Origin of the sequence: Bacteriovorax sp. PP10 (assembly GCF_035013165.1) — a bacterium.
Lineage (GTDB): Bacteria > Bdellovibrionota > Bacteriovoracia > Bacteriovoracales > Bacteriovoracaceae > Bacteriovorax > Bacteriovorax antarcticus.
Genome location: NZ_JAYGJQ010000001.1, coordinates 1,436,921 through 1,451,171 on the forward strand (window position 1 = coordinate 1,436,921; position 14,251 = coordinate 1,451,171).

Here is a 14,251-nt window from a genome sequence, read left to right on the forward strand (position 1 = left end):
GGCTATAGTCCTAGGTCATCCAATTCTCCAAAGTCACCTTCACCAGAATCAGCTTCCTCTGTAGGAGCTTTTTTCACAATTTTTGTGACATCTGGTTCGATTGATTGAATGAATTGTCTTAGAAGTGCGCGCTCTCCCTCTTTTAAGAAGTTGAACTTGATAAGCATTCTATGTGTGTAATTATTTTGGCTGATGATTCTGCTTTTAATGTTGAATGGGCGACAGTAGATAACGTCAGCATTCACGATAAAAGTTTTGGGGATGCAAAACTGAATCACAATTGATTGTCCTTCAGTGAATGCTTTATTAGAAAAGAAAAACATCTTTTCCATTCCGATTTCAGAAAGGATTGTTTTTCCTTTTGAAATTTTGTCTTCTGATAAATTAACAGGGGACTCGATAGCGATACTGATAACGTTTCCGTCAACAACCGGAGCTCCGCTCATTGAAACAACATTATTAGCTTCAGCGCCTTCTTCTGGAGCAGCGTCATCCACACCGCCTTCCATTGCAGCGGCCATGGCCTTTGCCATTTCATCTTCACCGTCAGCTGGAAGATCTTCTGCTGTTTTTAATTGAAGAACATTATCTCCACCTTCAGACTTTTTTGTGTACTCAGACTGCAGTTCTGCAACCTTTGTATCAAGTACTTCTGGTGTGACTTCTCCGGCCTCAATTTGAGCTTGAATGCGTGCTTCGATCTCGTCTCTTAAAGACCAGATTTTGAGAGAGATTTTTTTAATTAAAACAGGGTCTGATGAGCTGTTGTGTATCATATGATCGAATTATCGCATTTTTACATAAAAAAGATAGAGAGGTGTTTTCGGGTAAAATATTCCTTGAGAAAAAACCTCTGTGCATTTTGGCACCATCGTTTACGCTAATAACAGACTACATTTCTTTAATGAAGGCCGATTCAATTACTATGGTGATTATAAGGTTTTTTGTTTTTATTTGCTCCAAGGAGGGAGACTTATGAAGAAAATGCTATTAGGACTATCGACGCTTGCGATGACAACTGGTTTAGTTGCAGCAGAAGCACCACACGTTCCAGGCGAAATTATTGTTAAGTTCAAGGCCGGTCAGGAAAAGAACTTCTTTAAGAGTAGAGCACTTTCATCACTAGGTATTAAGGGGCAAAGAGAAATCAATCTTTCGTATGATAAGTTATCTGTACTAAAAGTGTCGGATGATAAATCATTATCTTCTACACTCGCAGCTCTAAAAAATAATCCGAATATTGAATTCGCTGAACCAAACTTCATTTATTCAATTGACCCGATTAAAGCAAACAAAGATTTAGTTAAAAAACTTCAAAAGTCTCCCTTCACAGATTTCCTGGCAGCAACGCCGGACGATCCTGATTTCGGAAAACTTTGGGGTATGAGAAATACAGGTTCAAACGAGCCAAAAGGAAAAGCGGGAGTAGAAGGGGCAGATATCAATGCACTTAAGGCATGGGATATCACTCGCGGATCACGCGCTGTAAAAATCGCGGTTATCGATACAGGTGTTGATTACACTCACCCTGATTTAAAAGCTAACATGTGGATTAACTCAAAAGAAATTCCAAATAACGGAATCGATGATGACGGTAACGGATACATTGATGACGTTTACGGATACGACTTCGCAAATAACGATTCAGACCCAATGGACGGAAACGGACACGGGACTCACTGTTCTGGAACAATCGGTGCTGTTCATAACAACCAAACAGGTGTTTCAGGTGTAATGGCAGACGTATCTATCATGGCCGTAAAATTCTTAGGTGATGATGGTTCAGGATCTTTAGAAGCAGCTATTAAGGCCATCGACTACGCTACAATGATGGACGTTGATCTAATGTCAAACTCATGGGGTGGGGGCGGACGCTCAGAAGCACTTCTTGAAGCGATTCAAAGAGCATCTGATAAAGGGATCATTTTTACAGCAGCAGCAGGAAATAGTTCATCTAATAACGATGCAACTCCTTCTTACCCAGCTTCATACCAAACACCAAACATGGTAGCGGTTGCAGCTCTTACAGCACAAAACGGCCTAGCGTCTTTTTCTTCATACGGAAAAACGTCAGTTCATATCGCAGCTCCAGGACACAATATTCTTTCAACTGTTAACGGTGGAAAGTATGATGTGTACTCAGGTACTTCAATGGCAACTCCACACGTATCAGGGGTTCTTGGATTACTACTTGCTAAAGAAGGAAGAATGCCTCATGAAGTGATGAGAGAGCGTTTAACGATGACAGGTGTTCCGGTTACTGCTCTTAGAGGTAAAACAACAACTGCTTCAAGAATCGACGCTTACAATCTTTTAACGAACACACGTCCAGAGCGTTCAGGTCCAAAAGACAATTCATGGAAGTCTCGTTCAATGGTTATTGAGTCAGCTCACCCATACGTAGACAATGCTAATGACTCTCAGACAATCACAGTTCCAGGTGCTAAATACATCAGAGTAAAATTTGCTAAGTATGAACTTGAGCAAGGATACGATTATGTAAGAGTGGCGGATTCAGCTGGTAACACTGTTGAAAAAGTTACTGGTACAGGAACAAACTATACGACTGATTATGTTGAAGGGGATTCTCTGACAATTAACTTCGTATCAGATCGTTCAATGTCAAAATGGGGATATTTAATTCAAGAAATTGAAGTTCAATAGTCACTGTTGATGAAATCTTAAAATAGAAGGCCTGCTCTTATGAGCGGGCCTTTTTATATTTGAAGGTCAAAATAAATTGAGTGTTGGGATAGTCAGGATTATAAACCAGATCTCCAGCGTGCTCTTTCATGATTTTTTTAGAGATGCTTAGTCCTAAACCTGTTCCTTCACTTGATCCTTTCGTTGAATAAAATGGCTCAAAGATATCTACATCGTGTTCAGTTGAAATTCCAGGCCCGCTATCAGTGACATAAATAATAATATGATCGCCTCTGATTTTTGTTTCAAGTCTGATCCACGGGTCATCCAAACGTTTAACAGCGTCCATTGAATTGTTAATCAAGTTGGTAAGCACCTGAACGATTTGAATCCTGCGTGCTTCAATCCAATAGTCAGAATTGACATCACTAATGATCAACTCAATATGTTCATCAGATAACTTTGGCATGACCAGGTCTTCAACTTCTTCGAAGATCACACCTAACTCAATGGGCTCAAAGGGATCTTTTTCGCCGCTCTTAGATAGGGTTTTAAAACTTTTGATGATCCCTTGAATACGGTGTGAGCTGCGCTTAATGATCTCGACATTTTTAAGCATTTTCTCTGTCGCATGAGAGCTGGTAATTAAATCGTTCTGTAGAATTTTTAGGCGGCCATCAAGAACCATGAGTGGAGAGTTAATTTCGTGAGCAAGTTCCGCACTCATCATCCCTAGAGTCGAAAGCCTGGTTTGTAAAACAAGCCTTTCATGCTGAAGATTAATTTGCTTATTCATACGGTATCTTAAAATCGTAAAATAAATAAACATACCCTGGATGAAAATAAATGAAACAGTCAGTCCGTAAAATATATGCTTATTGCGCTCTTTAACTTTTGAGAAATTGTGAAGTTTTAAGGCCTCATCAACCCAGAGTGTGCTTTCTTCATCGTGCATTTTATCAACTAAGATTGTGGTCTTCGTGATGATTGTTTTTAGAATGTCGGGCGACTTTAAGTAATTGCTCTCATCTGTAAAAACCTTGTCATAAAGGTCTCTGATTTCAGCAAAGCTTGATTTGAACTGGGAAGAAATTCTTCCGTGATTGAGTTCCTGCTCAGAAAGCAGCATATGATAATTCGACTGGGCCCCAAGAACATTGTCTTCAGCTTCAGTGATGTTGATCTGATTTTTATTTATTAAACCTAGTAGGATGTCGGCCCTTGAGTGGTTGAGGCCATTGATGACTTTCAAAATAAGACGAGATTGAAAGTGAGTTCTGAAAGTGTCATCCTGGATGGCCGCATTTTCAGTCGTGCTTTTATACCCCAAGATAATGAAGACGATAAAAACTATCGAGACAGCAAGATTAATGAGTACCCCAGCAAAGATAGAGCTGCGGTTATAGTTATTATGTTTGATCATTATTTTATGAACTCAATGGTCTTGATTTGCCAAACCCAATACACACCAATTTTAAGTAAGAGATCTTTATTCACAATTCCATCAACCGGCGCAATGATACGAGCAGGACCCATGCGATCGACTGTTAAGTATCCAAGATTATCTTTATAGGTATAAAAAAGATTTCCTTTCATGATTTCTTCTTTGGGGATATCAACTTTATAACCATCAATCGCACCAACTCTTAAAACTTTAAAGTCAGGTGATCCATAGGCCAGTACCAGGTCTTTTAGATAAAAACCAAAAAATGTAGATTTCGTATTTTTGTCGTATGGATCGAAGATCGTAATTGAAATGGAGTTCTTAAAGTCTTCCATGTCTTTTACTGAAATAACTTTTGGGGCCGTTGGAAGTAAACTTCCTGAGAGAATAATTTTTTGTCTTGGATAAGGTGACTTGGCAGAGGCCGATACGGACAAAATGAGAATAAAAAAGAGGATAAAAAGTTGTTTCATGCGAGATCTCCAGGAAGCAACTTATACATAAAAAAAAAGGCTTCCGTAAGGAAGCCTTTTTTAATTTTAAATTAAGTTTTTTGAGGACTATTCAAAAAGGTGTGCGTTTTTCTTCACATACTTAGAGATTGATCCAACTTTATCAAGAGTACGGATTGCACTAGCAGAAAGTCTTAAACGGATAACTGAGTTTGTCTCAGGATCGAAAACTTTTTTAGTGTGAAGGTTAACTTGCTTCATAGTCTTAGTTTTATTGTTAGCATGAGAAACTTTGTTCGCTGCTAATCTTCTTTTTCCAGTTAAATCACATGTGCGTGCCATAAAAAATCCTTATAAAGATAATAGTTAATTATATAAATTCTTAAAAAGTTTCGAAAGATTAACTCAGTAGGGGCAATAAGACAAGGATCTTTCTTAATTCCTTCTCTTGACGGGCCGCAAAGGCCTTAAAATCCTTGGAAAACTACGAACACCAACCCGCAATTAAGACTCGTTTTCCCTCTGTCACAGCGCTTACCATGTGCTCAAACCCATAAATTCCGGTCTTGAAGATCAACATTTCGCCCAATGGCCTGGTCGGCAGTGAGACGAAATCGCGATTTCCTTTTTTGCGGAATCTAAGATGCCCGCCGATAATTTTATCAGGATTTTCAGTCAGAGAAAGAGTAAATCCTAAAATTCTTGAACCGTCGTCGTGCCAGATACCATCTTCATCGTCAGGAGTCGTTCTGATGGAGATGATGTGTTCGATGCTGGTGAAGGTCAGAAACGTTTTCATAAACTCGAATAAAGCGCCACCAGGTCGTTCAGCTTCCAGGAAATATCGATCGATCGCTAACCAATTTTCAGATCTCGCGTATTCGATGATATCAGGGGGAAGCGGGTAGGTTTTTTGGATGATATCCTGGTTGTTGAGTTCTGAATCGAGGATCATTCTTCCTCCATACACTCATAGATTTTATCCAGGGGAACACCAGCTTCAAAAAGCAGGTTTTTAACTTTGCCGAGAATCCACAACCTGGTCGGTTTGTTATAGCGGATTTTGTTGTCGAAGCTTTTTACAAAGTCGTCGGCAAGGAAATCTGAATCGGGATAATTTTTAATCACCTGATGGTAAACATTTTTTGTGAACCTTACGACGCCGATTGAAATATACCTGATTGCTTCCGGCGGAAGACTCATCGACATTTGGTAAATCAGATCTGTGTAGGATTCAACCAGTTTGTCGTCGTAGATAATTGGATCGAAGTGAATTCCAATCGGGAAGCCACGTTCGTGCAGGTCTCTGATGGCCGCAAGTCTGGCCTTAAGGCCTGGAGTTTTTAAATCGTTGAGCTTGGTTCTGTGCTCGGGAGCAAGAGAGAAACTCACGACGATATTTTCTGAAGGCTCAAGCTTGATGAGCTCTTTTATATTTACTGATTTGGTTCTTAGTTCCAGATAAGCATTCGGTAAACTTTTAAAAAGTTCGAAGTAGTGTGGAAGCTCACCTGTTAAGTGAGTCAGTGCCAGTGAGTCGCTATATTCACCAGCGTGGAACCAGATTTTTTCGCCAGGGTTTGTCTTAGCAAAATCATCAGCGAGTCTTTTTATTTCCGCGCCAATTTCATCGTGATTTAAAAATAAAACGATGTCAGGGGACTGGAAGTATCCTTGAAGGTAACAATAATTACATTCGTAAATGCAGTTGTAAGCGTGAACGAAATAATAATGAGGTTCACCTGATAATCCGTAAGCAGGAGGTGCTGGTTTTACCAGTTGTCCTTTTTTCTCACCGATAAACAGATTTAGATTCGTACGTTTTTGCAGATAAGGTTTTTTGACTCTGCCAAAAACGTCTTCAACTTTTTTAATGAGCTTAAATTCACTCGCTGGAAATCTCTGTTGGATCTCTAAGACTTTCGGATGATTTAAAAGGTGTTCTTCAATGAAGATTTTTTCAAACATCATCGCCTAGATTTCCTGAGAAGATGTCTTTGATTTTTTGGTAGTTGAATTGCTCAAGGGCAAGGATCAGTTTCTTTTGATCTTTGGTGCTTCTGATTTGATAGTTTAGTTGGATGTAATCTTGCTCTAATTCGGGATCGAAGTTCGCTTGAGCTCCAGTATCCGTCAGAGGGGCCAAAACTTCAGCGATCTTATTTTTAATCTGAGTGTTGAGTGGATTTAGTTTTTCACCTAAAAGATTTAAGAGCATTTTGCTGATTTCTTTAGAGGTTTTTTCTTCTGCAGTTGATTCGATTAAATTTTGTGTGAAAGTTTTAATTTCTTCATCAGTGAGAATTTTCTTTAAAGCAAGTCCACGAAGGAGAGTTGTCAATTTCCTTGCTTGAGAAGTCGTGAAGTAAAGTTTTGGATGAGTCAGAATGAAATCTTCAATTGTATTTGATTTCGGTGCGACTAATGCCACAGGGGCAACTGATTCTTGTTTCTTTAAATAGTTTTGGTATTCGGTGAAAAGTTTTTTAGATAGAGCAGGAGCTTCATCTTTAACTAGCTGACAAATGTCAGTTGAATCACTTTCATCTGAAATTAATTTTAATGCTAGAACATCGACTCTGAATAAATGGCCGGCACTGGCAATTGACCACAATTCACGATCGACAATGTCAGCGAAGCTTGAAAGGATCTTTTTTTCTTCAGGTGTTGTCACGCGAGAGTAGGCAGTAATGCAGTCAATGTTATCGTGAGTTTTAGTCGTAAAAGATTTGAACTCGCATCTCTCAGCATTTTGCGCGTAAGAAGATCTTACCCAAACATGATCTCCAACTTTTAATTTTGGTGTTAGGCTTCCAGCGATACCAATGTTTACGACTTCAGTGATTTCCTGTTTCAAGCTTGAAAGGACAGCGACAGATTTTTCACTGGCCTCTTTGGGGCCTTCGCCTGTGATCAAAACAAAGTGGTCTTTGTTTTTGAATAGTCCTGTGAAATAAAAATTCACTGGGATTAGATCCCACTCGTTGAAGAAAGCTTGCGCTTCTCCGCGATGGGCGAATATTAGGAGTCTGGCCATTGGCAATCCATATTGTGCACGTTGTTTTGAGGCTAGTCATACACACATTAACGCGAGATTTAAAGTTTAAAAAGACCTCTGGCATCCTATACAGATTTAGAAAGAGCGCTTATTAATATAAGTATTAGAAATCTTCATCAGGATGCCTTTAATGACGCAATTACTAAAGACAGTTAGTTCTCTTCCCATCGCTTTTGGTGGCGCTGCGATTAGTGGTGAAGGTGGTGGTTATGGATTCGGTGAAATCAGCGAAAACGCTTCGATTGATTTATTACTTGAAGCTGTTCATGGTGGGATAACGATTTTTGATACAGCTCCTATTTATGGTTTTGGAACATCAGAAATCAGAATGGGAAAAGCATTTAAAAATATGCGTGAGAAAGTTTTTTTAGTGTCGAAGTGTGGAGTCACTTGGCATGAAAATAAACGTGTTGATATGAACAATGATCCTAAAGTTTCTCAGAAAATGTTAGAGCAGTCGTTGCGTGATTTAAACACAGACTTCATTGATTTATACATGGTTCACTGGCCGGACGCGCGAGTGGATATCAGAAGGACAATGGAAGTTTTATCGAAAGCAAAACACGAAGGAAAAATCAAACACATTGGTTTATGTAATACGAATTTGGATGAATTAAATAAAGCATTCGAAATTGACCGCGTAGAAGTTGTGCAATCTGAATTTAATCTTTTCACCAATAAATTTGTCAGCGAACAATTATTTCCATATTTAACTGAAAAAAATATCAGCTTCATGAGCTGGGGAACGTTAGATAAAGGGATCATCACTGGTCGTGTAGATGAAAAAAGAAAAGCTTATGATAAAAGTGACTGCCGTTCATGGGCACCATGGTGGAAAGATGCAGACAACTCTGCAAAGTTTGAATCGATGAAAAAACTTTGGCCGGTGTTGGATCAAAATCACCACACAGGTTTAGAATTGGCACTTGCACATAACCTTAGTTACTCTGAACTGTCTGTTGCGATTTGTGGGGCGAAGAGCTCTGAGCAACTGCAATCATTGTTAAAAGCTGTTAAAAATTTACCAAAAAATGAAGAGTTACAAGAGTATGTCGCACTTGCTAAACCAGCTCAAAAATGATTAAAAAGGCAGACTTTGTATCTAATTAAATTGGGAGATTTACAATGAAAAAGTTAATCCTTTCAGCTGTTGCAGCTTTAACTCTGTCAGCTTCTGCTCACGCATTTATTCCTCAAACAGAAACTTTCGTTAACCGCGAAGTTGCAGTTGTTCGTGTATGGAATACATCTTTCCGTCCAATAGTTTGTTCTGGATACGCTTTCGGAAGAACTTGGAATGGTGTTGTATTAAACGCATGGGCAAATCAAGTTCTAGTTTACCCAAGTGCTTCAGTAGATATTTATGTTCACTCAAATTTCTACGATCCAATGGTACAAGCTTGGGCACAAATAGACTGTGGTTGGTTCTAGGATTTACACTCTATGATTTTCTATCATCCTGATTGTGATCTTCGATTTAGCGAATTTGGAATCGAGATCCCAATCGTGGATGATCGTGCTGCTCATGTTTTTTCTTCTCTTCAATATCTTTATCCGTTTCTGGAATACACTAATCTTTCAAAAATAGCTCCCATCACACGCGCTGATTTAGAACGCGTGCACACTCATGAATTTCTCAATCATATTTTCGGCACGCCTGCTGAATTACAAGAAGAGATTTATCAGTGTTATGAATTGAAAAATTCTGAGGGACAGTTTGAAAGATATAATCCTAAGAATCAGAAAAAAGACTGGAAGGAATTAGTTAATATCATCTTGCTTCAGACCTCGATGACTTATGCTTCTTCAAAGTATGCACTTCAAAACGGATTTAGTTATTACCTAGGCGGTGGAATGCACCACTCGATGAGTTTTGCCGGACGTGGATTTTGTCTGGTGAACGATATGGTGATCACACTGAGAAAAATGCAGGCCGAAGGTTTAATCAAAACGGCATGGATTGTGGACGTTGATGTCCATAAAGGTGACGGTGCTCCGGAAATTTTACAAAACGATCCTACGATCAAAACGTTTTCAATTCATATGAAAGAAGGCTGGCCACTTAACTCGGGAACACTGAGAGACCCTTGGTTTATTCCATCAACGGTTGATGTGGGAATTGAGGTTGGAGAAGAAGACCAGTACCTTGCTCGCCTGGAAGCAGGACTGCTGGAGCTGGAAGAGATCGCTCCTAAGCCTGACATGGTGATCGTGGTGAATGGTGCTGACCCTTATGAGTTTGATGAACTCCCAAGTGCTTCGTTTTTAAACTTATCAAAAGAGCAAATGATCGCTCGTGATAAGTTTCTTTATCAGTTTTTCAAATCAAGAAGCATCCCTCAATCTTATGTTATGGCCGGAGGTTACGGTGAGAAGTCGTGGGAGATTTACCTGCAATTTTTAAAATTCGTAGGTGAGAACTCTTCGTTCAAAAATAGTTAAGGCATTTTTCCCCAATTTTTATTTCAAATCATGCTTATCGGCCGTTTATTTGACCAAAATTCTGGCATGGGGTTTGTATATCTCCTGTAGCAACTATCAATGGGGGATTTATGAATTTATGTTTGGCCGTTATTTTATCTGCATTTTTATCAACTTCGTTTGCGCAGACTCCTGAGGATATGCAAACGACAACAACAACTACTGAAACACACACAACAAGAGAAATTAAGCCTGCGGCCATGATGAAAAAGAAAAAGACTGTGAAAACAGTAAAATCGACAGGAGTGATTTCAACTTCTGGTTGTGAAACGGTTGACGGAAGAAAACTTAATGAAGGGGATGCCGGATATCACGATTGTTTAAGACAAGTTGGAACTAAAAAATAGATTTATGGTGTTACACCATATCTGTACTCAATTGATTTAAATTCTTTTGAGTGTCTGAACATTGTAAGAAGCTTATTAATTTCAGTTATAGTCGGGCGAATATCTTTTCTCACAATAATTGTGTGAGAGTAGTTTTGATCGACTTTTTTTGAAATTAATAACTTCGCACGAGCTTCAGGATGGCGACCTAGATACCAGTTTAAAAAAGCATCAGAGACGACTGCAATATCTCCGCGCTCATATAAAATCATTTTAATGCTGCTTTCATTACTGGTTGATGACTGCATATTAAAAGTTTTACGAAGATAGGCCGGGTCAGAATTGAAGTTGGCAAATCCGTAATGGTAACCAAGCATTCCAACCATGGTTTTATTTTTAAAGTCTTTAAAATACTCTTCGGCACGGCCTTTTTTTGCTCTGGCAATGTAGACTTCTTTACCTCGCATAAAAACTTTAGAAGCGTCAGCTTTGGTTTTATCCCAGCCCCATTCAATGTTGTCGTAAAAGCTTACGTCGAAGAATTTCTTTTTGAAGTTTTCGTGGCGTCTCATGGCAGAGGCAGGGATTGCAACAAACTTATAGTCATTTTGAGCAGCATTCATGTAATCAATCGTTTCTTTGATAATTCCTGTGACTTTTCCGTCGCTACTCACCTCGATGTAAGGAGGGAATTCTGTTGCTCCGACTTTCACCACAAGAGGCCCTTTGGCCCACGATGAATTGAAAATCAAGACGTAGCTGACGAATAAGAATTTAATGAAAAGTAATTTCATGGATATCCTATCTTAACTAAAGTGAATCTATTTGCAACCTTATAGAAATATTTGCATGTAAGAAATGTTGTATTAGGGAAGTTGTTGCGGCGAGTAGGAGGTAAGATATAAAAAAGGCCGGATTTTACCGGCCTTTAGGATTTTATAATTCGTGTGGAAGAACTCTGCGATTTGGTCGGAAATAAGTACGTGGAGAATACTCAATTAAGTCCGAAACCTTTGTCATGTAGATACAAGCGTACTTTTCAACCTGATCAGCAAAGCGAGACTCTTCAAGTCCAGCTCTCATCATCTCGCCCCAGTGAGGGTTAAAGAATTTACGGTGCTGCTCTAGTAGGTCAGAAATAATAGTGTTCACTTTATCAACTTCCGCAAAAAGAGCATTGAGTTCTTCTTTTGGAACTTCTTCATTGAATTCATGCTTTCTTAAATCAAGGTGATTCAATTTTGTTTCTAAAGCTTCTTTGATAAACATTTGCTTATCGATTTCAGCTTGAATCGGTGCACTTGCTTTAATGGCATCGATTTCTTCTTTTAATGGCTCAAGCACAAGTGCTGTTCTCCAGTTAAAAGTTTTCTTGATACTCACAACGTCACCGTAAATATGATCCCCAAGATAAAGGATTTCATCACCTTCAAGACCTAAGTCTTTTTGAAGTTTACCAGCATATCCACCTTGGTAGATACCTTTTGTGATTTTACCTTCGTGGTTAGTCATGAAACCAGTTGCCGGATCAATGGCAAGGAAAGGAGTCTTCGTTGTGAAGAATCTTGGCTTGCTCGATAACGTAACAGTGATCTCGAATAACTCCGACCAGTCCTTGTTTTCTTTTAAGAAAGGATTGATTGTGTAATCAAGAAGAAGTTTTGTGTAATTGAAATCAGAGTTTGTGATAACTAATAATTTTTTACCATAACGCTTGTAGCGTTCTAGTAGAGCAACCACTTCTGGATCCTGAACAATAAATTTATCGATGTTTGCTCTTACATGGTTTTTTAAAGTTCCATCAGAGTGAGCAACGTCTAGTGCATCTTTGATTTCGATAGCAAGTGTATCGAAGTCGGGAAGAGCTACACCTTTTTCTTTCAGGTCTACAAGTTGTGAGTAAAGAACTCCGTTTGATACAGCAAAGTTTGTATCTAAACTTTGAATGTGTGGATCACTAAGATCAATCACACCGTTTCCGTACATGCGTTGTTGTTCTTTGAAATCAAGTGGAGTTAATCCGTGATAAGAAGACTTAACTTTTCCAAAGCGAGAAACTTTTAAAAGATTCCCTTTTGACTTGTCGATAACAAGACCTTGAATAACTCGTTTGAAATCAAATTCTAACTTCAGAATTTCTGCTGGATAGTTTTTATCGTTAACAAGTTTTTTTAATGTTTCTTGATGCGTGTATTGTTCAAACGCCTCAGAGTTGTAACGGACGATCGTATAATCCATGTCAAAGCCAATTGCTTTGATTTTCTTTAGATTAAGAGTACGATTAATGAAAATTCCCATCGTGGGTACCTCGTGTATTTTAGCTTTATAGGACAGCATTATATCTTATCAGGAAGGGAATATCGAAGTCAATTTCTGTCAGGAATTCATTGGAGATCACACATGCGTTTAGCAATAGGATTACTACTTTTCATTATAAGTTTTGGCTCATTTGCGGCCAGCAAGGATACTTCTTCATTAAAAGTTTTGTTAGAAACAGCGCCGATACTTAATACAAAATCACCTATTAAAGTGAAGGATCTCCAGGGGAAAATCGTTTTAGTCGACTTTTGGACATACGGCTGCATCAACTGTCAGCAGGTTATTCCAGATCTAAAATACTTAGAGAATAAATACGCGTCAGAGCTGGTGGTCCTTGGGGTGCACTCTGCGAAGTTTGAAAACGAGAAAGGAAGTTTCGAGATTAAGAAGGCGATTGCCCGTTATGGGATCAATCACCCGGTTATCAATGACTCGAAGTTTGAGATTTGGAATGCGTTTGGAGTCACTGCCTGGCCTACATTGGTTTTAATTGATCCGGATGGAAAAGTGGCCAAGGCCTATGCTGGAGAAGGGCATAGAGGTGATCTTGACCGCGATATTTTTTCGATCTCGAATAAGTTTAAAGGAAAGATTAGTAATACAAAAATTCAGATGGCCGTTGAAGATCATAAGATGGCTTTTAAGTTTCCATCGAAGATAAGTGAAGTTCAAAATTTTTCTAGTGACGGGAAACCTGCACGTGCCGTTTATTTTTTAACTGATTCAAGTCATCACCAGATTGTTGGATTAGAAAAAAATGGAAAAGAGTTTTTAAGAATTGGTAGTGGGAAAGAAGGCTTTGATGAGAAGACACTTTCGCGCCCTCAAGGTGTGGCGTTTAAAGATGGACTTCTTTATATTGCGGACACTGCTAACAATGCTCTTCGTGCTTATGATTTTAAAACGAAGAAGATTGCAACTGTTGCTGGAGATGGATCGCGAGGGTCTGTGTGGGCATCGCCTTGGGCACTTGCTGTAACGTCGCCGGATGAGATTACTGTTGCGATGGCCGGGACTCATCAGTTGGCAGGCTACAATACGAAAACGAAACAGACGAGAATAGTTGCTGGTAGTGGTGAAGAATCGATTAATGATGGGCCGTTGCCTGGGAATTCGCTGTCTCAGCCTTCTGGGTTGTCGTTAGTGGGTAATAAGTTATATTTCGTTGATGCAGAGACGAGTTCGTTGCGTGTGCTAGAAAACGGGAAGATTACGACATTGATTGGGACGGGATTGTTTGATTTTGGACTGAAAGATGGCGATAAGAAGACGGCGTTGATGCAACATACGACTGGCGTGTTTGCGACTGCTGATAAAGTTTATCTGGCCGATACCTATAATCATGCCGTGAGAGTTTACGATGTGAAGTCGGGGAAGCTGTCGACGCTAGCGACAGGGTTTAAAGAACCGAATGATGTGCTCGTATCTGATGGAAAGTTGATTGTTGTGAGTACTGGTGAGCATGCGTTGAAGAAAGTTGATTTGAAAACTGGTAAAGTTGAAAAGTTTATTCCATAATTTGATTCAT

Annotated in this window: 15 protein-coding genes; 6 read left to right on the forward strand and 9 right to left on the reverse strand. The window is 39.2% G+C overall.

The window, feature by feature from the left end:
- Positions 1-2 precede the first annotated feature (2 nt).
- Complete coding sequence (locus SHI21_RS07040; protein ID WP_323575590.1) at positions 3-776, reverse strand: hypothetical protein; 774 nt, start codon at positions 774-776, stop codon at positions 3-5.
- Between the two features lie 199 nt (positions 777-975).
- On the opposite strand from SHI21_RS07040, the gene SHI21_RS07045 reads away from it, so the two are divergent.
- Positions 976-2,664: a S8 family serine peptidase gene (locus SHI21_RS07045; RefSeq protein WP_323575591.1), complete on the forward strand. Its 1,689-nt coding sequence runs from the start codon at positions 976-978 to the stop codon at positions 2,662-2,664.
- Between the two features lie 37 nt (positions 2,665-2,701).
- Here SHI21_RS07045 and SHI21_RS07050 read toward each other — a convergent pair whose 3' ends face one another.
- The 6 genes from SHI21_RS07050 to SHI21_RS07075 form a co-directional block, all read right to left on the reverse strand.
- Complete coding sequence (locus tag SHI21_RS07050; protein ID WP_323575592.1) at positions 2,702-4,066, reverse strand: sensor histidine kinase; 1,365 nt, start codon at positions 4,064-4,066, stop codon at positions 2,702-2,704.
- Entirely contained in the window at positions 4,066-4,560 is a 495-nt protein-coding gene (locus SHI21_RS07055; protein WP_323575593.1) for a hypothetical protein, read from the reverse strand. Before SHI21_RS07055 ends, SHI21_RS07050 begins: the two co-directional genes overlap by 1 nt.
- An 87-nt stretch (positions 4,561-4,647) precedes the next feature.
- Complete coding sequence (rpmB, locus tag SHI21_RS07060; RefSeq protein WP_323575594.1) at positions 4,648-4,881, reverse strand: 50S ribosomal protein L28; 234 nt, start codon at positions 4,879-4,881, stop codon at positions 4,648-4,650.
- A gap of 142 nt (positions 4,882-5,023) precedes the next feature.
- The gene (locus tag SHI21_RS07065) at positions 5,024-5,338 is read right to left on the reverse strand and encodes a 2OG-Fe(II) oxygenase (RefSeq protein ID WP_323575595.1); all 315 of its coding nucleotides are present in this window, start codon (positions 5,336-5,338) and stop codon (positions 5,024-5,026) included.
- Positions 5,339-5,490: 152 nt separating this feature from the next.
- A complete protein-coding gene (locus SHI21_RS07070; RefSeq protein WP_323575596.1) occupies positions 5,491-6,510 on the reverse strand; it encodes an SPL family radical SAM protein in 1,020 nt (339 codons plus the stop codon).
- Entirely contained in the window at positions 6,500-7,576 is a 1,077-nt protein-coding gene (locus tag SHI21_RS07075; protein WP_323575597.1) for a phosphorylase family protein, read from the reverse strand. The genes SHI21_RS07070 and SHI21_RS07075 overlap by 11 nt, the downstream gene beginning before the upstream one ends.
- A 151-nt stretch (positions 7,577-7,727) precedes the next feature.
- On the opposite strand from SHI21_RS07075, the gene SHI21_RS07080 reads away from it, so the two are divergent.
- The 4 genes from SHI21_RS07080 (at position 7,728) to SHI21_RS07095 (ending at position 10,425) form a co-directional block, all read left to right on the forward strand.
- Entirely contained in the window at positions 7,728-8,678 is a 951-nt protein-coding gene (locus tag SHI21_RS07080; RefSeq protein WP_323575598.1) for an aldo/keto reductase, read from the forward strand.
- A gap of 44 nt (positions 8,679-8,722) precedes the next feature.
- A complete protein-coding gene (locus SHI21_RS07085) occupies positions 8,723-9,028 on the forward strand; it encodes a hypothetical protein (protein WP_323575599.1) in 306 nt (101 codons plus the stop codon).
- 12 nt (positions 9,029-9,040) lie between these two features.
- On the forward strand, positions 9,041-10,039 hold the full coding sequence (locus SHI21_RS07090) for an arginase family protein (RefSeq protein ID WP_323575600.1): 999 nt from the start codon (positions 9,041-9,043) through the stop codon (positions 10,037-10,039).
- Between the two features lie 110 nt (positions 10,040-10,149).
- Entirely contained in the window at positions 10,150-10,425 is a 276-nt protein-coding gene (locus tag SHI21_RS07095) for a hypothetical protein (protein WP_323575601.1), read from the forward strand.
- 2 nt (positions 10,426-10,427) lie between these two features.
- Here SHI21_RS07095 and SHI21_RS07100 read toward each other — a convergent pair whose 3' ends face one another.
- Positions 10,428-11,198 (reverse strand): substrate-binding periplasmic protein, encoded by a 771-nt coding sequence (locus SHI21_RS07100; RefSeq protein ID WP_323575602.1) that lies wholly within the window; start codon positions 11,196-11,198, stop codon positions 10,428-10,430.
- Positions 11,199-11,340: 142 nt separating this feature from the next.
- Positions 11,341-12,702, reverse strand: a complete 1,362-nt coding sequence (locus SHI21_RS07105; RefSeq protein WP_323575603.1) for an HAD-IG family 5'-nucleotidase — start codon at positions 12,700-12,702, stop codon at positions 11,341-11,343.
- Between the two features lie 102 nt (positions 12,703-12,804).
- Between SHI21_RS07105 and SHI21_RS07110 the strand changes: the two genes are divergently transcribed.
- Entirely contained in the window at positions 12,805-14,241 is a 1,437-nt protein-coding gene (locus SHI21_RS07110) for a thioredoxin-like domain-containing protein (RefSeq protein WP_323575604.1), read from the forward strand.
- Positions 14,242-14,251 lie beyond the last annotated feature (10 nt).

Excerpts from the sequence above, each read along its gene's own strand:
- SHI21_RS07090 (WP_323575600.1), top strand. The coding sequence starts at position 9,041 with ATGATTTTCTATCATCCTGATTGTGATCTTCGATTTAGCGAATTTGGA.
- SHI21_RS07100 (WP_323575602.1), bottom strand. The coding sequence starts at position 11,198 with ATGAAATTACTTTTCATTAAATTCTTATTCGTCAGCTACGTCTTGATT.
- SHI21_RS07040 (WP_323575590.1), bottom strand. The coding sequence starts at position 776 with ATGATACACAACAGCTCATCAGACCCTGTTTTAATTAAAAAAATCTCT.
- SHI21_RS07080 (WP_323575598.1), top strand. The coding sequence starts at position 7,728 with ATGACGCAATTACTAAAGACAGTTAGTTCTCTTCCCATCGCTTTTGGT.
- SHI21_RS07110 (WP_323575604.1), top strand. The coding sequence starts at position 12,805 with ATGCGTTTAGCAATAGGATTACTACTTTTCATTATAAGTTTTGGCTCA.
- SHI21_RS07095 (WP_323575601.1), top strand. The coding sequence starts at position 10,150 with ATGAATTTATGTTTGGCCGTTATTTTATCTGCATTTTTATCAACTTCG.
- SHI21_RS07105 (WP_323575603.1), bottom strand. The coding sequence starts at position 12,702 with ATGGGAATTTTCATTAATCGTACTCTTAATCTAAAGAAAATCAAAGCA.
- SHI21_RS07045 (WP_323575591.1), top strand. The coding sequence starts at position 976 with ATGAAGAAAATGCTATTAGGACTATCGACGCTTGCGATGACAACTGGT.
- SHI21_RS07055 (WP_323575593.1), bottom strand. The coding sequence starts at position 4,560 with ATGAAACAACTTTTTATCCTCTTTTTTATTCTCATTTTGTCCGTATCG.
- SHI21_RS07070 (WP_323575596.1), bottom strand. The coding sequence starts at position 6,510 with ATGATGTTTGAAAAAATCTTCATTGAAGAACACCTTTTAAATCATCCG.
- SHI21_RS07075 (WP_323575597.1), bottom strand. The coding sequence starts at position 7,576 with ATGGCCAGACTCCTAATATTCGCCCATCGCGGAGAAGCGCAAGCTTTC.
- SHI21_RS07065 (WP_323575595.1), bottom strand. The coding sequence starts at position 5,338 with ATGAAAACGTTTCTGACCTTCACCAGCATCGAACACATCATCTCCATC.
- SHI21_RS07050 (WP_323575592.1), bottom strand. The coding sequence starts at position 4,066 with ATGATCAAACATAATAACTATAACCGCAGCTCTATCTTTGCTGGGGTA.
- rpmB (WP_323575594.1), bottom strand. The coding sequence starts at position 4,881 with ATGGCACGCACATGTGATTTAACTGGAAAAAGAAGATTAGCAGCGAAC.
- SHI21_RS07085 (WP_323575599.1), top strand. The coding sequence starts at position 8,723 with ATGAAAAAGTTAATCCTTTCAGCTGTTGCAGCTTTAACTCTGTCAGCT.